This window comes from Micromonospora sp. URMC 105 (assembly GCF_051386295.1).
Classification (GTDB): domain Bacteria; phylum Actinomycetota; class Actinomycetes; order Mycobacteriales; family Micromonosporaceae; genus Micromonospora.
In genome coordinates this window covers 1-20,078 of sequence record NZ_JBPQTL010000104.1, presented here as the reverse complement: position 1 = coordinate 20,078, position 20,078 = coordinate 1, and the positions used below count along the sequence as shown (strand labels likewise).

Annotated in this window: 16 protein-coding genes; 7 read left to right on the top strand and 9 right to left on the bottom strand. The window is 74.7% G+C overall.

The window, feature by feature from the left end; translation table 11 throughout:
• The coding region (locus tag ACSNN7_RS24750) for an MFS transporter (protein WP_436683330.1) at positions 1-1,233 on the bottom strand (1,233 nt) is incomplete at its 3' end.
• Between the two features lie 229 nt (positions 1,234-1,462).
• Here ACSNN7_RS24750 and ACSNN7_RS24745 point away from each other — a divergent pair.
• The 3 genes from ACSNN7_RS24745 to ACSNN7_RS24735 all read left to right on the top strand — a co-directional run bounded on the left by ACSNN7_RS24745 (position 1,463) and on the right by ACSNN7_RS24735 (position 3,238).
• Positions 1,463-2,440 carry a helix-turn-helix domain-containing protein gene (locus ACSNN7_RS24745; RefSeq protein WP_436683328.1) on the top strand — a complete coding sequence of 326 codons (978 nt, stop codon included), beginning with the start codon at positions 1,463-1,465 and terminating at the stop codon, positions 2,438-2,440.
• A gap of 73 nt (positions 2,441-2,513) precedes the next feature.
• Positions 2,514-2,747 (top strand): DUF397 domain-containing protein, encoded by a 234-nt coding sequence (locus tag ACSNN7_RS24740; RefSeq protein WP_436683327.1) that lies wholly within the window; start codon positions 2,514-2,516, stop codon positions 2,745-2,747.
• Between the two features lie 215 nt (positions 2,748-2,962).
• Positions 2,963-3,238 (top strand): hypothetical protein, encoded by a 276-nt coding sequence (locus tag ACSNN7_RS24735; RefSeq protein ID WP_436683326.1) that lies wholly within the window; start codon positions 2,963-2,965, stop codon positions 3,236-3,238.
• A gap of 130 nt (positions 3,239-3,368) precedes the next feature.
• On the opposite strand, the gene nudC is transcribed toward ACSNN7_RS24735, so the two are convergent.
• The 3 genes from nudC to ACSNN7_RS24720 are packed head-to-tail and all read right to left on the bottom strand — an operon-like array spanning position 3,369 to position 6,960.
• Positions 3,369-4,319: an NAD(+) diphosphatase gene (gene nudC, locus ACSNN7_RS24730; RefSeq protein WP_436683325.1), complete on the bottom strand. Its 951-nt coding sequence runs from the start codon at positions 4,317-4,319 to the stop codon at positions 3,369-3,371.
• Positions 4,316-5,653 carry a M16 family metallopeptidase gene (locus ACSNN7_RS24725; RefSeq protein ID WP_436683324.1) on the bottom strand — a complete coding sequence of 446 codons (1,338 nt, stop codon included), beginning with the start codon at positions 5,651-5,653 and terminating at the stop codon, positions 4,316-4,318. Before ACSNN7_RS24725 ends, nudC begins: the two co-directional genes overlap by 4 nt.
• Positions 5,650-6,960: a M16 family metallopeptidase gene (locus ACSNN7_RS24720; RefSeq protein WP_436683323.1), complete on the bottom strand. Its 1,311-nt coding sequence runs from the start codon at positions 6,958-6,960 to the stop codon at positions 5,650-5,652. The genes ACSNN7_RS24725 and ACSNN7_RS24720 overlap by 4 nt, the downstream gene beginning before the upstream one ends.
• A gap of 283 nt (positions 6,961-7,243) precedes the next feature.
• On the opposite strand from ACSNN7_RS24720, the gene ACSNN7_RS24715 reads away from it, so the two are divergent.
• The 4 genes from ACSNN7_RS24715 (at position 7,244) to ACSNN7_RS24700 (ending at position 10,402) form a co-directional block, all read left to right on the top strand.
• On the top strand, positions 7,244-8,299 hold the full coding sequence (locus ACSNN7_RS24715) for an ABC transporter substrate-binding protein (protein WP_436683322.1): 1,056 nt from the start codon (positions 7,244-7,246) through the stop codon (positions 8,297-8,299).
• Positions 8,296-9,075, top strand: coding sequence for an ABC transporter ATP-binding protein (locus ACSNN7_RS24710; RefSeq protein WP_436683321.1), 780 nt, complete (start codon positions 8,296-8,298; stop codon positions 9,073-9,075). The genes ACSNN7_RS24715 and ACSNN7_RS24710 overlap by 4 nt, the downstream gene beginning before the upstream one ends.
• Positions 9,065-9,949, top strand: a complete 885-nt coding sequence (locus tag ACSNN7_RS24705) for an ABC transporter permease (RefSeq protein ID WP_436683320.1) — start codon at positions 9,065-9,067, stop codon at positions 9,947-9,949. Before ACSNN7_RS24710 ends, ACSNN7_RS24705 begins: the two co-directional genes overlap by 11 nt.
• A gap of 102 nt (positions 9,950-10,051) precedes the next feature.
• Positions 10,052-10,402: an RrF2 family transcriptional regulator gene (locus tag ACSNN7_RS24700; protein ID WP_436683332.1), complete on the top strand. Its 351-nt coding sequence runs from the start codon at positions 10,052-10,054 to the stop codon at positions 10,400-10,402.
• A gap of 91 nt (positions 10,403-10,493) precedes the next feature.
• On the opposite strand, the gene ACSNN7_RS24695 is transcribed toward ACSNN7_RS24700, so the two are convergent.
• The 5 genes from ACSNN7_RS24695 to ACSNN7_RS24675 form a co-directional block, all read right to left on the bottom strand.
• On the bottom strand, positions 10,494-10,694 hold the full coding sequence (locus ACSNN7_RS24695; protein WP_436683319.1) for a hypothetical protein: 201 nt from the start codon (positions 10,692-10,694) through the stop codon (positions 10,494-10,496).
• A 224-nt stretch (positions 10,695-10,918) separates the two neighbouring features.
• Positions 10,919-12,223, bottom strand: coding sequence for a DEAD/DEAH box helicase (locus tag ACSNN7_RS24690; protein WP_436683318.1), 1,305 nt, complete (start codon positions 12,221-12,223; stop codon positions 10,919-10,921).
• A gap of 224 nt (positions 12,224-12,447) precedes the next feature.
• Positions 12,448-12,651 (bottom strand): transcription antiterminator/RNA stability regulator CspE, encoded by a 204-nt coding sequence (gene cspE, locus ACSNN7_RS24685; RefSeq protein WP_007464836.1) that lies wholly within the window; start codon positions 12,649-12,651, stop codon positions 12,448-12,450.
• Positions 12,652-12,856: 205 nt separating this feature from the next.
• Positions 12,857-16,339 carry an ATP-dependent helicase gene (locus tag ACSNN7_RS24680; protein ID WP_436683317.1) on the bottom strand — a complete coding sequence of 1,161 codons (3,483 nt, stop codon included), beginning with the start codon at positions 16,337-16,339 and terminating at the stop codon, positions 12,857-12,859.
• A 31-nt stretch (positions 16,340-16,370) separates the two neighbouring features.
• Positions 16,371-20,024 (bottom strand): ATP-dependent helicase, encoded by a 3,654-nt coding sequence (locus ACSNN7_RS24675; RefSeq protein ID WP_436683331.1) that lies wholly within the window; start codon positions 20,022-20,024, stop codon positions 16,371-16,373.
• Positions 20,025-20,078 lie beyond the last annotated feature (54 nt).

The following is a 20,078-nucleotide window of genomic DNA, read 5'->3' as shown; positions in this document are numbered from 1 at the left end:
GTGTTCCGCCGGGTGCGGGCGGCGGGGAGACGGCAGGTGGGCGGCGATCCCGGGCGGCGGGGAGAGCCGCCGGCCGCGCCAGAGCCACGCGCCGGCGGCGGTCGTGACCAGCCCGACCAGGACGAAGAGCAGTCGGTAGTCGAACACCCCGACGAGCAGCGCACCCGCCCCGATGGAGCACGCCTGCGGCCCGCTGACCAGCGCCTCGGACGCGGCGGTGACCCGGCCCAGCAGCCGGGGCGGGGTGCGCCGCTGGATCAGGGTGGCGAGCCCCACCATGGTCAGCGGCAGCGAGACCCCGGCCAGCAGCAGCGCCAGCACCCCGAGCCGCAGGTCCGGCCAGGCCAGCGCCAGCGCGGCCGGGCCGAAGAAGGTCACCCCGGCGGCGAGCGCACCGACCTCGCCGGTGCGGCGGACCACGGCGGGTGAGAGCAGGCCGCCCACCAGCCCGCCCACCCCCTGCACGGTCACCAGCACCCCGACGAACGCGGCGTCGCGCCCCAGCCCCTGGTCGACGTAGGCGAAGATCAGCGACTCGCTGAAGCCCATCACCAGCGAACCCAGCCCGTAGCCGAGCAGGGCCCGCCGCAGCGCCGGCTCGCCGGCCAGGTGCCGCAGCCCGGCACCCAGCTCGGCCGGCCAGCGCAGGGCGGCCGCCGCCGGCTCGGTCTCGGCCACCCGGAGCAGCCCGACCACGGCGGCGGCGGTGACGAACCCGAGCATCGCCAGGGTGGTGAGCAGCCAGCCGCCGACGGCCGCGTACACGGCCGCCCCGGCGAGCGGGCCGCCGAGCCGCAGCCCCTGCCGCACGGTCTGCAGGGCCCCGTTCGCGTCAGCGAGCAGCTCGCTCGGCACCAGCTGCCGGATCAGGCCGCTGAGCGTCGCACTGAGCGTGAGATACGACAAGCCGTACAGCGCGGCGACCACGTAGATGATCCAGACGTCGGCCCGGTCGCGGACCGTGAAGAGCGGGGTGAGCAGCATCGCGGTGCCCAGGTTCGCGGCGATGAAGAACGGCCGGCGGCGGTACCGGTCGACCACCCAGCCGACCAGCGGCGCCAGCGTCATCGGGGCGATGATCGCGAAGATGGTCGCGCCGGCCAGCCCGTCGGACCCGGTCAGGTCCTTCACCCAGATGGCGAGCGCGAGCAGCAGGATCGACTCGGCGGCCATGCTGGCCAGCAGCGCGCCGAAGAGCAGTCGGAAGTCGGGGCGGCGCAGGACGGTGCGCATGGGGGTCCCTCCGCGGGGATGGCGCCGGTCGGGCGCGTCAAGGGGAGGTGCGGCCGGCCCGGTCATCGTCGCCCGGACGGCTGACACCTTCCACAGTCCTCTTTTTGTCTCGTGACACGCCCTCACCGGAACCTCCGGCCTCGGTCGCGCCGTCCATACTGACCGTGGGGGGCGAATTTCATACAGTTACCGTCGCGTCCGCGGCGGTCGAGGCGAAACGAGGACACCCGTGCCTCCTGCCGTACCCAGTCCGATCCTGCGCCGACGCAGGCTCGGCACCGAACTGCGCCGCCTGCGCGAGGCGGCGGGGCTCACCGGCGACCAGGTCATCGAGCGGATCGGTTGGGCGTCGGCGTCCAAGCTGTCCCGCCTGGAGAACGGGCGCAGCCGCCCGGACCCGGACGACGTCCGCCTCCTGCTGGACCTCTACGGCGCCGAGCCGGAGCTGCGCGACGACCTGATCGGGATCACCCACGAGGCGGGCGACATGCGCGGCTGGCGCAAGTCGTACCCGGTGATGACGCAGCAGCAGCTCGGCTGGGCCGAGATCGAGGCCGGCTGCGCGGAGATCCGCGAGTACAACCCGGTGCTGGTGCCCGGGCTGCTCCAGACCCCCGGCTACGCCCGGCTGCGGATCGTCTCCGCCGACCGGGCGGCCACCGCGACCGGCGACCCCGAGGCCGGCCAGGACCCGGAGACCGAGGTACGCGCCCGGCTCGCCCGCCAGTCGCTGCTGGACCGGGCCGACGGTCCGCGCTACACGGCGGTGCTGGAGGAGGCCGCGCTGGGCCGCCGGGCGGGGCCGCCGGAGGTGCTGCACGAGCAACTGGTGAAGCTCTGCGAGCTGGCCATCCTGCCGAACGTCACGCTGCTCCTGCTGCAGCGCGACACGGTGATCGGCGATTTCTACCTGCCGCCCACCGCCTTCTCGCTCTACCGCTTCGCCGATCCGCAGGATCCGGAGACGCTGGCGATCGAAGGCGGCTTCATCGACGTCATGTCACACGAGGCAAACCCGGTAAATCGCTATAAAGTGGCCTTCGAGTGGCTATGCTCGGCGGCGCTCTCCGCATCGGACACCCTCTCCTGGCTCTTCGAGGCGACGGGACGGCTGACCGAATCGGCAGCCCCGTCCACGCCGGCCCTTGGGCCGGCAGCGGCGCCGGTCCAGCGCCGGCGACCTTCCGGACGCCTGACGGACCGGTGATCCACACCGGAGCTCCGTCGGGGCCGGGCGGGTCACTCGTCCCCATCGGAGTTCCAGGAGCAGGAGCAGAACCATGAACGAGATCCGCAAGACCGTCTCCGCCCGGCAGCTCGCCGACGCCCCGTGGCGCAAGAGCACCCGCAGTCAGACCTCGAACTGCGTGGAGGTGGCGCCGCTGGGTACCGGCCCGGCCGTGGTCGCGCTGCGCGACAGCAAGGACCCGGGCGGACCGGTGCTGCTGTTCAACCGGGCCGGCTGGCTCGGCTTCGTCGGCGGCGCAAAGAACGGACAGTTCGCCTTGAACTGATCCGGTGACGCAGCGAGGGGCCGTCGGCACGACGCCGGCGGCCTCTCGTCGTCTGTACCGGCGCGAACGTCCTGACCAGGCATCAGATGATCGGACGAGACCGGACGGATAGCCGCGTTTCACTTGCTGGGACGGCGTCCGGGCGTAACATGACGACAGAGTGACGTGGAACTTCCACCGCGTACTCGTCCGTCGCGGTCCATCCGGAGACAGCCATGCGTTTCCTGATCGTTCGTACCGACATCCGCACCGCCGCCGACACCGACATCGCCGCCGCCTGGGCCGATGGTGGCCTGCTGCGCGACGAGACGACGGCGCCCGAACCCCGCCGCCAGATCGTGCACGCCGAGGACCGCGACGCCGCACTGCTGCTCGCCCGGGCACTGGCCACCGTCGGCGCGGTCCGCTCCGGCCGGCAACGGGTCAAGGTGCTCCCGCTCGACGAGCCCCCCGCCGTCCACCAGCAGTGGTGGGAGAGCACCGGCACCTGACAACCACCGACGTCCGCCGTGGTCGGACCGGCTCCCCCGCCGCGTTCCTCGCCCCATCCGCCACGACGGTCCGTGTTCCCGGCCCGGGATCGTCGCGGCAACGACGGTCCCGGGCCGGGACCGCGTCGGGTCAGCAGTGGCCGTCCAGCCAGCGGTGGATGAGGAAGAGAGCGATCGAGGAGGGCGGCGGCAGGACCACCCGGTCGCCGTCGCCCGCGTCCACCGCCCGCCCGGCCAGCACCGCGCCGACCTCACGGCGGGAGAACCAGCGGGCGTACGCGATCTCGGTCGGATCGACCCGGACCGGCTCGCCCGGGTCCGCCTCGGCCAGGAAGCCGAGCATCAGCGAGCCGGGGAACGGCCACGACTGGCTGCCCGCGTACTCGATCCGCTCGACCCCGACGCCGACCTCCTCGCGGACCTCGCGCAGCACGGCCGCCTCGGCCGACTCCCCCGGCTCGACGTAACCGGCCAGGCAGGAGAAGCGGCGCTCCCCCGCGGTGCGCGGCCAGGTCGCGTTGTTGCCGAGCAGGCAGCGCCCGTCCGGGCCGTCCACCCCGTCGTGCACCAGCACGATCATCGCCGGGTCGGTCCGCGGCCAGGCCCGGTGACCCTGCGCGTCCACCCGGGACCAGCCGCCCTCGTCGACCTCCGTGCGGTGCCCGGTGCGCGGCGACCAGCCGTGCCCGAGGTGCCAGTTGACCAGCGCCAGCGCGGTGGTGAAGATGCCCGCGTCGCGGTCACCGAGCAGGTGCCCGATCTCCCGCAGGCTGACCGGCCGGGTGCCCGGCAGGTCGGGCAGCGGCGCGTCCACCGCGAAGACCGGCACCCCGTCCGGCTCCACGCCGAGGAAGAGCGCGGCGGCGTCGGAGATCCCGTCCAGCTCCGCCGGGTCCCGCAGCACCAGCACCGGCGGGTTGGCGTCGGTACGCACCAGCGCCATCCCCTCCCGGGTCGAGTCGAGCACCAGCACCCGGGCCCGTCGCCAGGCCTGCGCCAGCCAGTCCCGGTCGGTACGCCGATGCGCCGCCCGGTCCAGGGTGGTGCGAGCCAGCGGCGGGGCCGCCTCGCCGCCGCTCACTCCGACTCCCGGCGCACCGGGGTCAGCGCGGCCAACTGTCCCTCGATCCGGTCGGCGTCGCCCAGCACCACGGTGACCGCCTTCGCCGGCGCGAGGTAGCGGGCCGCCACCTCCGCCACGTCCTCCGCGGTCGCCTTCGCCAGCCGGGCGGCGTGCTCGGCCAGGAAGTCCAGCCGCAGCCCGTTGCCGGCGTACGCGCTGGTCAGCGAGGCGAGCCCGGCCTGCGTGGACATGCCGAGCTGGAGGGTGCCGAGGGCGTACTGGCGAGCCTGCTCCAGCTCGTCCGGCTTGGGCGGCAACGAGGCGAGCCGGCCCAGCTCGTACGTCGTCTCCAGCAGCGCCGGGCCGGTCACCTCGGTGGCCACCTCGGCGGCGGCGACCAGCACCGAGCCGGCGACCGAGTGCTCCACCGCCGAGTGCGGCCCGTACGTGTAGCCCTTGTCCTCGCGGATGTTCTCCACCCAGCGGGAGGAGAAGTAGCCGCCGAAGACCAGGTTGGCCAGTTGCAGGGCGGCATGGTCCGGGTGCGTGCGCGGCACCGCGGGCAGCGCGATGCGCAGCGAGGACTGCACCGAGCCCGGCCGGTCCACCAGCAGCAGCGGGCCCGGCTCCAGCGGCGGGGTGGGCGGCAGGTCCACGCCGCGGGTCTCGCCCCGCCACCCCGCCAGCGCCTGCTCGGCGGCGTCCAGCGCCCGCTCCGGCCGCACGTCGCCGACCAGCACCAGCACCGCCTCGGCCGGATGCACCCGCTCGGCGTGCAGCTTGCGCAGCGCCGGCGGCTTCACCGCGCGGATCTGGTCGGGCTCCGGGGTCTGCACCGCGTACGGGTGCCCGCCGTAGATCCGCTTGAGCAGGGCCGTACGGGCCAGGTGCGCCGGTTGGCTCTGCGCCACCTGGATCCGGTCGATCAGCCGGTCCCGTTCGGTGCCCACCCAGTCGGCCGGGTACGTCGCCCCGGTCAGCACGTCGGCCAGCAGCTCCAGCATCCGGTTCAGGCCGGTGACCAGCCCGGCCCCGGAGACCATCAGCCGATCCGGGTCGATGCCGGCCGACAGCCCACCGCCGACCTTCTGCAGCTCGGCGGCGATCTGGGTCGCGGTGTGAGTCTCCGTGCCGGCGAGCATGGTCTGCGAGAGCAGCGCGCCACGGGCCAGGTGGGTACGGCCGAACGGCAGCCAGAGCCGCAGCTCGACCAGGGGGACGGCGGGACGGCGTACCACGATCACGGTGAGGCCGTTGGCCAGCCGCCGCTCCGCCTGCTTCGGCACCTTGAGCTTGCGGGTGGGGCCGAGCGCCGGCAGCGCGCGCGGCGTGGCCGGGGCGGTCGCGGTCATCGGGCACCTCCGGGAATGACCTCGACGGCGGCGCGGCGCTCCGGCCGCAGGGTCGCGGCGGCGGCCCGGACCTGCTCCTCGGTGACCTCGCCGACCAGCCGGGGCAGCTCGTTGAGCAGGCCCGGCTCGCCACGCTGCTGTTCCAGCACCGCCATCTGCAGCGCCCGGCCGAGCACCGCGTCGGTGTCCCGGAGCAGGTGGGTGGCCATCCTGGCCTGGGTCCGCGCCAGCTCGCCCTCGGTCAGCCCGTCGGTGGCCAGCCGGTCCACCTCCTCGTCGATGGTGCGCAGCACCTTGTCCACGTCCCCGCCGGGCGGCAGGTGCGCCTGGAGCAGCAGCGCGGTCGGGTCCCGCACGTCGAACGGGTCACCCATGAAGCCGAGGTAGCCGCCGAGGCCGGTGACCGACCGGTCCCGCTGGACCAGCCGCTCGACCAGCCGGGAGGCGTCGCCGTCGGTGAGCACCTCGGCCAGCACCACGTAGGGCAGGTAGCCGGCGAAGTCGTCGATCGGGTCGGGCACCCGCCAGGCCCCGGCGACCGCCGGCAGCGGGGCCAGCTGGTCGGTGTACGACTCGCGCCGCTCGGCGGTCAGGTCCGGCTCGGTGAAGTCGGGCCGCTTCGGTGCGGGGCGCGCCGGCACGTCGCCGAAGTGCCGCTCGATCAGCGTGGTCGCCTCGGCGACGTCGATGTCGCCGCTGACCGCCAGCACCGCGTTGCCGCTCGCGTAGTAGCGGCGGAAGAAGTCGGCGGCGTCGGCGACGGTGGCCGACTCCAGGTCGACGAAGGAGCCGTAGCCGTCGTGCGCGTTGGGGAAGGTGTCGAACATGACCGGTGGCAGGGTCAGCCAGGGGAAGCCGCCGTACGGCCGGTTGAGCACGTTGACCCGGATCTCCTCCTTGACCACGTCGACCTGGTTGCGCAGGTTCTCCTCGGTCAGCCGGGGGCCGCGCATCCGGTCGGCCTCGAGAAAGAGCGCCCGCTCCAGGGCGTTGCTCGGCAACGTCTCGAAGTAGTCGGTGTAGTCCAGGTGGGTGGAGCCGTTGAAGGTGCCGCCGGCGCCCTGGACGTGCCGGAAGTGGGCCAGCTTCTCCAGGTTCTCCGAGCCCTGGAACATCAGGTGCTCGAAGAGGTGGGCGAAGCCGGTACGCCCCTCGGGCTCGGAGCGGATGCCCACGTCGTAGACGACCGCGACCCCGATCACCGGGGCGCTGCGGTCCGGGGTGAGGACCACCCGCAAGCCGTTGTCGAGGGTGTACCGCTCGACCGGATATTTCGTCGCGGGGATTTTGACTCTGCGCGTCGGCACGAGATCGACCCTAGCGCGTCGGCACCCCCGGCACCGGCGACCTTCCCGCAGCGGTCGCCGACCACGCCACGCCGGGATCGCCGTCGACCGCCGCCCGCGACGGCGCCGCCGGACGGGTGGCCCAACGGTGGACCGTCCGACGCCAGGAACCCCACCGAACAGGTGGGAATTGCCGAGATTCCAGGGTCTGCCCGTCCCGGATCGTGGATGGGTCTTGACGCTGGCCGACCGCTGCCCCACTCTTCCTACCAACTAAGTAGGAATACTGCGGATTGGACGGACGATGAGACGGCTCCCCTTCCGTCGGTTGGTCTCCCTCGCCACCCTCGCCGTGATCGGCGTGGCGACGGCGGGGACCACGGCGGCGTGCGGCGACGACAGCGAGGCCGGCTCCGGCCCGGTCAGCCTGCGCCTGGGCTACTTCCCCAACATCACCCACGCTCCGGCCGTGGTCGGCGTCGAGAAGGGCATCTTCGCCCAACGGCTCGGCACCGACGTCAAGCTGGAGACCAAGACCTTCAACGCCGGGCCGGCCGCCATCGAGGCGGTCTTCTCCGGCGCGCTCGACGCGACGTACATCGGTCCGAACCCGACCGTCAACGCCTTCTCCAAGTCCAAGGGTGAGGCGGTCCGGGTGATCTCCGGTGCCGCCTCCGGCGGTGTGGCCCTAGTGGTGAAGCCGGAGATCACCTCGGTGGAGCAACTGCGCGGCAAGAAGGTCGCCACCCCGCAGCTCGGCAACACCCAGGACGTCGCGCTGCGCTACTGGCTCAAGGAGAAGGGCCTGAAGACCACCAAGGAGGGCGGCGGCGACGTCACGGTGGTCCCGCAGGAGAACGCCCAGACGGTGGAGACCTTCGGCAGCGGTGCGATCGACGGCGCCTGGGTGCCCGAGCCGTTCGTCTCCCGGCTGGTCAACGCCGGCGGCAAGGTCCTCGTCGACGAGCGGGACCTCTGGCCGGACCGGAAGTTCGTCATCACCAACCTGATCGTCAGCACCAGGTTCCTCAAGGCCCACCCCGACGTGGTGAAGAAACTGGTCGAGGGGCAGGTGGCCGCGAACGAGTTCGTCAACACCAGGCCGGACGAGTCCCAGCAGGCCATCTCCGAGCACATCGGCAAGATCACCGGCAAGCCGCTGGACGTCAAGCTGATCAAGCAGGCCTGGCCGACGTTGGAGTTCACCAACGACCCCATCGCCTCCTCACTGAAGACCGGGCTGGACCACGCGGTCGCGGTGGAGCTGACCCAGCCGACCAGCCTCGACGGCCTCTACGACCTGAGGTACCTGAACGAGGTGCTCAAGACGCAGGGCAAGACCGAGGTCGCCCAGCCATGACGTCGACCACGACGGCGCCGGGGAGCGCGACCACCACGGTCGCGCTCTCCGGAGTGACCAAGGTGTACGGGCGCGGGGCGAACGCCGTCCTCGCGCTCGACGGGGTGAGCCTCGACGTCGCGCCCGGCGAGTTCGTCTGCCTGGTCGGCGCCTCCGGCTGCGGCAAGAGCACCCTGCTCAACCTGGTGGCGGGGCTGGACCGGGCCAGCGGCGGACGGATCGCGCTGGCCGGCGACGCGAGCCCGGGGCTGATGTTCCAGGAGCCGGCGCTCTTCCCGTGGCTGACCGTCGAGGCCAACGTCGAGGTGCCGCTGAAGCTGCGCGGGCTGCCCCGGGCCGAGCGGCGCGAGCGGGTGGCCGAGCTGCTGCGCACCGTCCACCTGGCCGAGTTCGGCCGCAAGCGGCCGCACGAGCTCTCCGGCGGGATGCGCCAGCGGGTCGCGCTGGCCCGCACCCTCGCCCTGGACACCCCGGTCCTGCTGATGGACGAGCCGTTCGGCGCGCTGGACGCGATGACCCGGGACATCCTGCACGACGAGCTGGAACGGATCTGGTCCGAGCGGAAGCTCACCGTGCTGTTCGTGACCCACAACGTCCGCGAGGCGGCCCGGCTCGCCGACCGGATCATCCTGCTCAGCAGCCGGCCCGGCCGGATCATCTGGTCGACCGAGGTGGACGTGCCCCGACCCCGGCGTATCGACTCCCCCGAGGTCGCGTCGATCGCCGCCGAGGTCACCGACCGACTTCGTACGGAGGTGGGCCGCCATGGCCGGTGACACCCTCACCGAGACGCCGCGCACCGACGCGGAGATCTCGGGGCTGGACGCGCTGGAGATCGCCGGACGGGAGAAGGAGGTCTCCCGGGGCGCCCGGCTCTGGGCGGCCACCTGGCCCAAGCTCGCCGCGCTGGCCCTCGCCGTCGCCATCTGGCAGGTGGTGGTCTGGAGCGGCTGGAAGCCACCGTGGTCGCTGCCCGGGCCGGTGGTGGTGGGCGAGGAGCTGATCCGGCAGGCCGGCGGCGCCCAACTGTGGGAGGGCATCGCGATCACGCTGCGCCGGGCGGCGGTCGGGTACGTCTTCTCGGTCGCGGTGGGCCTGCTGGTCGGCCTCGCGGTGGCCCGGTCCCGGGTGCTCCGGGCGGCGATCGGCTCGATGATCACCGCCCTGCAGACCATGCCCTCCATCGCCTGGTTCCCCCTGGCGATCCTGCTGTTCGAGCTGAGCGAGAAGGCTATCTTCTTCGTGGTGGTGCTCGGGGCCGCGCCGTCGATCGCCAACGGCGTGATCAGCGGCGTCGACTACGTACCGCCGTTGCTGCTGCGGGCCGGCCGCAACCTCGGCGCCCGGGGACTGAACCTCTACCGGTACGTCATCGCACCCGCCGCGCTGCCGGCCATCGTCGCCGGCCTGAAGCAGGGCTGGGCCTTCTCCTGGCGCAGCCTGATGGCCGGTGAGCTGCTGGTGGTCGGCATCTCGCAGACCTCGCTCGGCGCCCAGCTCACCTACGCCCGGGAGCTGGCCGACTCGCCCTGGCTGCTCGCCACGATGATCGTGATCCTGATCGTCGGCCTGCTGGTCGACGCGGCCTTCGGCGCGGCGGACAAGGCGATTCGGCGCCGCTGGGGCGTACTGGACCAGGCCGGTCAGTGACGTGTACGTCTCCGCGCGCAGCGACTACGCGCTCCGGGCGACGGCCCGGCCGGCTCCGATCCGGCGGACGGGTCCGGTCCGGCGGACGGGTCGGGCGGCGAGCTGGTCAAGGCGGCGGCCCTGGCCGAAAGCCAGGGCATCCCGCTCAGCTTCCTCCAGGGCATCCTGCTCGACCTGCGCCGGGCCGGACTGCTGCACAGTCACCGCGGGACCGAGGGCGGGTACGCGCTGACCCGTCCCGCCGCGGAGATCAGCGTCGGAGACGTGCTGCGCGCGGTCGGCGGCTCGCTGACCACGGTGCGCGGCCTTCCGGCGGAGGACGCCGGCTATCACGGGGTGGCGACCGGGTTGCGCGACGTCTGGCTCGCGGTGCACGGCGCGATCGCCGTGGTGGTCGACCGGACCACGCTGGCCGACCTGCTGGTCCGCCGGAAACCCTCCACCGTCGGGTGACGGCCGGTCGGTCCTCCCCCCGGAGCCCGACCGGCCACCCGGTCCCCGCGTGCCGGCCCCTCACCGGCCGCGGTACCACCCACCGCCCCGCCTAGCCGGCGGTCAACTCCACGGCCGGACCGGTCGAGCCGGCCGGGCTGCGCAGTTCCACCAGGCCGGCCGGGGCGGGCCGGCCCGACCTCGGCTGCCACGGCGCGAACGCCGCGACCATGGCGAGCACCAGCCCGGCGCCGGCCACCGCCAACACCACCAGCAGCTCGCGCACCGCCCCCGAATCGGCGTCGCCCGCCATGGTTCACCCCTCCCTGCCCGGCCACCCCCGGCCGGGTCTTCCCCCCGGAACAAGCTTCGACCAGGCACGGGCCTCGGGACAGTCGCCGATCGGACCCAACCGCTGCTGTTTGCCGACTCAGCCGACCGGGCGCTCACCCAGGGTGTCCACCCCGCCGCACCACGTCAACGATCCTGCAGCCCGGCTCCGGCGCGGACCCGGAAACGGCGCAGCGGCCGGAACGATCAGGCGGTACGCGGACGGCGCGGGCGCCGCGAGCGACCGGAGGTGCGGTGCGCGGACCGCCCGCCCTCCCCGCCACCGTTGGCGGTACGGGCGGCCGGCGTCGGCTGCGGAACGGCGATGGTCACCGGCACGCCGGACGGCTCCCGGGCACCGGTCACCCGGGCCAGCGCCTCGTCGCCGAGACGCACCTGGGTGGACTGCGGCTTGATGCCGGCCACGCTCATCAGCCGGGAGACGTCCCGGCGCTGCTCCGGCAGGACCAGCGTGACCACGCTGCCGGACTCCCCCGCCCGGGCGGTACGACCGCCGCGGTGCAGGTAGTCCTTCGCCTCGGTCGGCGGGTCCACGTTGACCACCATGTCGAGGCCGTCGACGTGGATGCCCCGGGCCGCCACGTCGGTGGCGACCAGTGCGGTCACCTGACCGGTGCGGAACTGCTCCAGGATCCGGGTGCGCTGCGGCTGGGACTTGCCGCCGTGCAGGGCCGCGGCGCGGACGCCCTTGGCCAGCAGCTGGCGGGCCATCCGGTCGGCGCGGTGCTTGGTGGCCATGAACAGGATGGTGCGGCCCTCGCGGGCGGCGATCTGGGTGAGCGCGGCCGGCTTGTCGGCCGCGTCGACGTGCAGCACGTGGTGCGTCATCGCGGTCACCGTGGCGGTGCCCGGGTCGACCGAGTGCGAGACGGGGTTGCTGAGGAAGCGGCGGACCAGCTTGTCCACCCCACCGTCGAGAGTGGCGGAGAAGAGCATCCGCTGGCCGTTGGGGGCGACCTGCTCCAGCAGCTTGGTGACCTGCGGCAGGAAGCCCATGTCGGCCATCTGGTCGGCCTCGTCGAGCACGGTGATGGCGACCTGGTCGAGGCGGGCGTCGCCCCGGTTGATCAGGTCGTGCAGCCGGCCGGGGGTGGCCACCAGCACCTCGGCGCCGGCGCGCAGCGCGTCCGCCTGCCGCTGCAACGACAGGCCGCCGACCACGGTGGCGCAGCGCAGCCCGACCGCGCGGGCGTACGGGGCGAGCGCGGTGGTGACCTGCTGGGCCAGCTCACGGGTCGGCACGAGCACGAGCGCCAGCGGGCGGCCGGGGCGGGCCCGGCGGCCGGCGGTACGCGACAGCAGCGGGAGCCCGAAGGCGAGGGTCTTGCCGGAGCCGGTACGGCCCCGGCCGAGCACGTCCCGGCCGGCGAGCGAGTCCGGCAGGGTGGCCGTCTGGATCGGGAACGGCTCGGTGATGCCCTGCGCGGTCAGCTCGGTGAGCAGCGCCGGCGCCAGGCCGGTCGCGGCGAAGGTGGGAACGGTCATGGTCATGCGGAGAATGCCTTCCTCGACGCGGCACGTGTCGAGGGAGGGCGCCGGTGAATCGGCGCTGTCGCCGGCGGAGCAGATCCGCCACGACTCACAAGCACGAACCGAAGGGGTACGAGCCGGTCCGCCGCAGCACGCCACTCCCGCCGGAGCGGGGGGCGGCGCGGCGGACCGGTCCCGTCACCACGCCCGGAGGGCGCGGAGGGTGTTACCGGGTGATCCGAAGATCAGAGCGGGCGGATGTTCTCCGCCTGCGGGCCCTTCTGGCCCTGGGTGACCTCGAACTCGACCCGCTGGTTCTCGTCCAGGCTCCGGTAGCCGGAGGACTGGATCGCCGAGAAGTGGGCGAAGACGTCAGCGCCGCCGCCGTCCGGGGTGATGAAGCCGAAGCCCTTGTCAGCGTTGAACCACTTCACGGTGCCAATAGCCATGTGTTTCGTCTCCTTGACGGAACGTCGAACCCGCACCTGTTGCGGGCTCGAAGAGGAGCGCTCCGCGCGGGAATGCGCGAATCGCTTGTCGCTTCTGGTCGCCCCGCCCGGAGAACTCCGGACACAACAAAGAGCGCCTGGGGCCACAATCCCGCCAGGCGCACACAGAGTCTCTGGTAACCAAAACTGCAACAAGACCAACCTATCACGGATTGCCGGGAGCGCCACCCCCAGTCGGAATTTCCGGTACGCCGGCGATGAGCGCGGTGAGCCCATCGGCGTCGAGCAGGTCGGCCGGCCGCACCGTCACCTGGTCCCGCACGTAGTGGAAGGCGGCCCCGACCCGGTCGACCGGCACCCCGGCCAGCTCCGCCCAGGCCAGCCGGTAGACGGCCAGCTGCACCGCGGCCGCCTCGGCCTCCCGGCCCGAGGGCTGTCGGCCGGTCTTCCAGTCGACCACGTCGTACCGGCCGCCGGGGCGGGCGAAGACGGCGTCCATCCGGCCCCGCACCACCACCCCGGCCAGCACCGTGGCGAACGGCACCTCCACCTCCACCGGCACCCGATCGGCCCACTCGCTGGCCAGGAAGCGCTCCTGCAACTCGGCCAGCGCCTCGTCCGGCGCGGCGTCCGCGTCGGCCGCGCCGGGCAGTTCGTCCACGTCGAGCAGCCGGTCGGCACCGAAGCGCTGCTCCAGCCAGGTGTGGAAGGCGGTGCCCCGCCGGGCGTACGGGTTGGGCTCGGTGGGCATCGGCCGGCGCAGCGTCCGGGCCAACGCCTCCGGGTCGCGGCGCAGCGCCACCAGTTGGGTGACGGAGAGGTGCCCGGGCAGGGCGACCTCCACCGCCTCGGCCTGCCGGAGCAGCTCGGCGCGCTCGGCGAGGAGCAGGTCGGCCTCCCGCCGCCAGCGCGTCACCTCAGGATCGTCCACCTCGGTCGGCCGCACCTCGCCCGGGGCCGGCCCAGCCCGATCCTCGCCCGAGGCCGGCGCAGCCCGGTCCTCGCCCGAGGCCGACTCGGCCCCGCCCTCGGCCGGGGCCGCGTCGCGGCGGGCGGCGTCGGGGTCGGCGAGGTACCGGCGGACCAGGGCGGCGGCCTCGGCCAGGGCGGGCCGGCGGGCGCCGAGCGGGTCCGCCGGCCACTCCGCCCGCAGCACCATCTCGGTGGTCGGGTTGACCGCGTCCCCGGCCGGCTCGGGCGCCCAGGCGTCGACCAGGTGGCCGGAGGTGTCGTCGAGGCACGCGTCGTACACCTCACGGAGGAAGACCGACGGGCCACGGAAGCGTTTGGTCCCCTCCCCCCACCAGTAGCCGGAGCAGAGCAGCAGCCGGCGCGGGCGGGTCACCGCCACGTACGCCAGGCGGCGTTCCTCCCGCTCGTCGTGCGCCCGCCAGGCGTCGGTGAAGTCCTCCACGGCCCGGGCCACCCCACGCTGGTCCTCCGCCCCGGCCAGCCCCAGCTCGGGCAGCCCGTCGGCGTCGCCGCGCAGCGGGAACGGCAGCACCCCGAGCCCGCCCAGCCAGTGGTCGGAGTTGCGCACCGGCCCCGGCCAGACTCCCCGGGTCAGCCCGGCGACCGCCACCACGTCCCACTCCAGGCCCTTGGCGGCGTGCGCGGTGAGCACCTGCACGGCGCCCTCGACCACCTCGACCTCGCCGGGGCTCAGCCCGCGCTCCTCGTCCTCGGCGGCGGTGAGGAAGGCCAGGAACCCGGCGAGGGTGGCCCCCGGGGTCTCGCCGCTGAACCGGGCGGCGACGTCACCCAGGGCGTCCAGGTGGCCGCGGGCCAGCCCGGCGTCACCCGCGCCGTCCCGGCCGGCCCGGACCGCCACCTCCACGTCCAGGCCGATGGTCCGCTCGATGTCCGCGATCAGCTCCGGCAGGGTCTGGTCGAGCCGGTAGCGCAGCAGCGCCAGCTCCAACCCGTACGCGCGCAGCCGCGCGTACCCCTCGGCCGAGTACGCCTGCGCCGGCCCGAGGTCGGCCAGCGCCTCGACCAGCGTCGCCTCGTCCAGCACGTCCACCGCGATCTCCGGCCCGTCGTCGCCGGTGAGCCGGTGCCGGGCCCGCGCGATGGCCCGCGCCCGGCGGTGCAGCGCCACCAGGTCACGCGGCCCGATTCGCCAGCGCGCGCCGGTGAGCAGGCGCAGCAGCGCCGCCCCGTCGGTCGGGTCGGCGAGCACCCGCAGGGTGCAGACCACGTCGCGGACCTCGGGCGTGTCCAGCAGGCCGCCCAGGCCGACCACCTCGACCGGCAGGCCGCGGGCGCGCAGCGCCGCCTCGATCGCCGGGATCTGGCTGCGCAGCCGGACCAGCACGGCGGTGGTGGGGCGCTGCGGCACCGGGATGTGCTCGGGCAGCGCACCGGGCAGCCCGGCGGCGCCCCGCCAGGCGGCCAGCACGCTGTCGGCGATCCAGTCCGCCTCGTCGGCGTACGTCTCCAGCAGGGCACAGTGCACGGTGCCGGCGGCGTGGCCGCCGGGGCTGCGGTGCGGAATCGGGTCCTTGACGCTCAGCGCCGCGCGCAGCTCGGGCACCCGGGCCCCGGCGGCGCGCAGCGGCAGCGAGAGCGCGTTGGCCACGCCGAGGATCTCCGGCCGGTTGCGCCAGCTCGTGGTGAGGCTCAGCACCTCGGCCGGGGTGCCGTCGGCGCGGGCGAACTCCGTCGGGAAGCGTTCCAGGGTGCCGGCGCTGGCCCCGCGCCAGCCGTAGATGGACTGGCAGGGGTCGCCGACCGCGGTGACCGGGTGACCGCCGCCGAAGAGGGCGTTGAGGAGCACCACCTGGGCGTGGCTGGTGTCCTGGTACTCGTCGAGCAGCACCACCCGGAAGCGGTCCCGCTCGACCGCGCCGACCGCCGGGTGGTCACGGGCCACCCGCGCGGCGCGGGCGAGCTGGTCGGCGAAGTCCATCGCCTCGAAGTCGTCCTTGCGCCGGGCGTACGCCCGGACCAGCGGGAGCAGCTTGAGCCGGGTCTGCTGGAGCTGCAACGCCTTGCGCACGTCGGCGTAGACCCGGCCGGGGCGGGACTGCACGTCGGCGAAGAAGCGGCCGGTCCAGGCGGCCAGCTCGTCCGGGTCGACCAGGTGCTCGTCCAGCTCCCCGGCCAGTGCCAGCACCGCGTCGGTGATGGTGCTGGGCATCCGGTCGACCTCGGACATGTCGCCGTCGTAGTTGCGTACCAGCAGGTCGACCAGTTGCCAGCGGGACGCCTCGGTGAGCAGCCGGGTGGTCGGCTCGTACCCGGCGCGCAGCCCGTGTTCGGTGACGATCCGGCCCGCGTACGAGTGGTAGGTGGAGACGGTGGGCTCACCGGCCAGCGGGTCGTCCAGCGGGTCACGCCCGCGCCGCCCCAGCCGCCGGACCAGCTGATCCAGCCGGGTACGCACCCGGTGCGCCAGCTCGCCGGCCGCCTTGCGGGTGAAGGTGAGCCCGAGGATCTGCTCCGGCCGGACGTACGAGTTGGCGACCAGCCAGACCACCCGGGCGGCCATCGTCTCGGTCTTGCCCGACCCGGCGCCCGCCACCACCAGCAGCGGCGCCACCGGCGCGGCGATGATCGCCGCCTGCTCCCGGGTCGGGGCCGGCAGCCGGAGCAGCTTCGCCAGCTCGACCGGGGTGTAGCGGGGCCCGGCGTCGGCGGCCCGGGGTGCCGGGGCGGCGGTGCTGAACAGGGTCGGCTGGGTCACTGTTCCGCCTTGGTTCGCAAGGCTCGCAGGCTCACGGGTGGTCCTCCGGAGCGCGGGTCGTCGGCGGCTCGACGACCTGACGCCCCTGCCCGGAGACCGGACAGCTGGTCCGCACCGGGCAGACCCGGCACTTCGAGTTGGCGACGGCGGCGAAGGTGGCGGCGGCCATCGTATCGGCGGTGCGCCGGACCAGGGCGGTGGCCCAGCCGGCCTCCGGACCCTCCCCTGCGGCGGCCTGGGCCTGCTCCTTGGCGTCCTTCGCCCCGGTGCCGAGCTGCACCAGCGCGGCACCGCCGGACTCCTCGCCGAACTCGGCGAACGCGCCCGCCTCCACCGCCGCCTGGTACGCCCCGAGCTGCGGATGCTCGGCGACCTCCCGCTCGGTGACCGCCGTCGACTTGCCGGTCTTCAGGTCGATCACCACCAACCGGCCGTCGGCGTCGACCTCCAGCCGGTCCACCCGGCCGGTCAGCTCGATCGGGCGGGCCGGGTCGTCGAGGCGGACCGCGAACTCGTGCTCGATGGCGAGCAGCCGACGCGGGTTACCGGCGAGCCAGCGCAGCAACTTGTCCACCATGGCCTCGGCGCGGGACCGTTCCGGGCCGACCATCCACCGGGCGGCCAGCTCGATCGCGTCGAACCGCGCGGCCACGTACTCCAGCAGGGCGGTGCGGTCGGCGCTGGCGTCCTCGGCGAGCATCGCGGCGGCGTGCACCAGGTTGCCGACGCCCTGCGCCGCGCTGGCCGGGCCACTGCCACCGTGCCGTTCGAGCAGCCAGCGCAGGCTGCACCGCAGCGCACTCTCCATCGCCGACGGGGTGACCCGGACCGGCTCGCCCTCGTCGACCAGCGGCCGGTCGTCGGAGAGGCCGCGCAGCCCCCACCAGTCGTCCGGGTGGGCGCCGGGGATGCCGGCGGCGGCGAGGCGGGCCAGCTCGGCCGCCGCCGCGCGCCGCCGGGCGAGCGGCGCCGCCGGGTCGGTGACCGCGGTACGCAGCTCCGCGACCAGCGCGGACAGGGTGAGCGCCCGGGGCGGACGGCCGAGGGGCAGCTCCCCCGGCTGGTAGGGCTCGTCGTCGTCCACCGCCGCCGCAAGGGTGCCGCCAGACCGGGTCGTTGCCGGGGTGTTCGGGGCGGTGCCGTCGCCCGGCCGGTCGTCAACCGGGCTCGTCACCGCGGCACGCTCGCCCGGCCGGTCCGCCGCCGGGGCGGTCGCTGCGGCGCCGTCGCCCGATCGATCCGGCGTCCGGGCGGACGCCTCCGAGCCGGTCGGCCCCGAGCCGGTCGCCTCCGAGCCGGGCGGCTCCGAGCCTGTCGGTGCCGGGCCGGGCGCCGGGCCGGTCGGTGTCGGGCCCGGTGCCGGGTCGATCGGCGTGGGGCCGGCCGCCCCGGTCGCGGGTGGCTCGGTGACGCCCAGCTCGTGCAGGAAGCGGCTGGGCTGTTCCTCGTGGTCGTCGCCGCCGACCGCCGCCGAGGCGACCGCGGTAACCAGCAGCCGGTGCCGGGCGCGGGTCACCGCGACGTGGAAGAGCCGGCGTTCCTCGTCGAGCAGGGCCGAGGTCTGGCCGACCAGGCTGGCCCGGGTGCCGGTGCCGTCGGCGCGGCCGGCGAGCACGTCGACCAGCCGCTCGGAGCCGAGCAGGCTGCCGCGCAGCCGCAGGTCGGGCCAGATCCCCTCCTGGACCCCGGCGACGGCGACCAGGTCCCACTCCAGGCCCTTCGCCGCGTGGGCGGTGAGCAGCCGGACGGCCTCGCCCCGGTCCGCGCTGGCGGCCAGCGTGTCGGCCGGCAGGTCCTGGCCGAGGACGTGGTCGAGGAAGACCTCGGTACGCGCGCCGGGCAGCCGGTCGGTGAAGCGGGCGGCGGCGTCGAAGAGCACCATCACCGCGTCCAGGTCGCGGTCGGCCGCCTCGGCTCGCCAACGTTGCGCGGTCTCGTGCTCGCCGGTCGCCGCCCGGCCCCGGTTGATCGCCCCGGCCCAGCGTTCGGCGAGCCCGCTGGCCCGCCAGACCGCCCAGAGCACGTCCTCGGCGGTGGCGCCGGGGTTGGCCGCCGCCGCGCGCGCGGTGGCGAGCAGCTCGGCCACCGTCCGGGCCGGCTCGACCCAGCGACGGTCGATCCCGGCCAGCTCCGCCGGGTCGCGCAACGCCTCGACGATCAGCTCGCCGGAGGGGCGGCGGTCGCCGGCGGCGAGCGCGAGCGCGCGCAACCCCTGGCGCAGCCGCCGCTCGGCGAGCGGGTCGGCGCCGCCCAGGGGCGAATGGAGCAGGGCGACGGCGGTCTCCTCGTCCAGCCGGTCCGGCTCCAGCGCGCAGCGCAGCAGGAGCAGCAGCGGCGCCACCGCGGGCTGCAGGTGCAGGGGCAGGTCCTCGCCGTGCACCACGGTCGGCACCCCGGCGGTGTGCAGGGCGCGGCGCAGCGAGGGCAGGTGCAGGTGGGTCGAGCGGACCAGCACCGCCATCCGCGACCAGGGCACCCCGTCGAGCAGGTGCGCCGAGCGCAGCGCGTGGGCGAGCCAGGCCGACTCGCTGGTGCCGGAGCGGAACGTACGCACCTCCACCGTGCCGGCGGGCGCGCCGGGCAGCGGGTGCAGCGCCCGGTGCGCGGCCGGGCCGCGCAGCCGCCGGGCCAGCCGCCCGGTGGCGGCCAGCAGCCCCGCCCCGGCCCGGTACGACGTGGTCAGCACGACCTGCGCGGCCGGCGCCCCGGAGGCCGTGCGGAACCGGTGCGGGAAGCTGTGCACCACGGCCGGGTCGGCGCCCCGGAAGGCGTACGTGGAGGAGTCCGGGTCGGCGAAGGCGACCAGGGACTTGCCGCCGCCGGCGATGACGGCGAGCAGGTCGTGCTGGGCGGGGTCGGTGTCGGCCAGCTCGTCGACGTAGACGTGGGCCAGCCGGCGCCGCTCGGCCGCCAGCAGCTCCGGGTCGTCGAGCAGCATCCCGGTGGCGGCGCGGACCAGCTCCGCTGGGTCGTACGCGATCGAGCCGCGGTTGCCGACGTCGCGCAGGGCGAGGACGGCGACGTACTCGCGCAGGAAGCGGGCGGCGGCCGGCCAGTCGGCACGGCCCAGCTTCTCGCCGAGCCGGGCCAGCTCGACCGGCCCGACGCCGCGCTCGGCGGCCCGCATCAGCAGGTCACGCAGCTGGCCGGCGAAGGCCCGGGTACGCAGTGCGGGGCGCAGGTCCTCCGGCCAGCCGACCGGGTCGTCGCCGGGCTCCTCGCCCACCACGTCGAGCAGTTCGCGGATGATCAGATCCTGCTCGGGGCCGGTGAGCAGCCGGGGGGACGGTTCGCCCCGCTCGGCGGCGGCCCGGCGGAGCAGCCCGAAGGCGTACGCGGGGAAGGTGCGCACCAGCGGCTCGCGGACCACCCGGTGACCGGCTCCGGCGATCCGCGCCTCGATCCGGTGACGCAGGTCGGTGGCCTGCCGCCGGGCGAAGGTGAGCACCAGGATGCGCTCGGGGTCGACCCCCTCGGCCACCCGGGCGGTGACCGCCTCGACCAGGGTGCTGGTCTTGCCGGTGCCGGGGCCGCCGACGACCAGCATCGGCCCGTCGGTGTGGGCGACGACCTCCGCCTGGAGCGGATCGGTCAGCCGGGTGCTGGGATACGCGCCATCGCCCGCCGACCCCTCGGGCCGCGGCTCCCCCTCGACGCCCGCGCCCGCCCGGCCGTGCCCCTGGATCGATCCGCCGACCGGCCGGTCCCCCCGAACCGCCGCGGCGGACCGCTCCTCCCC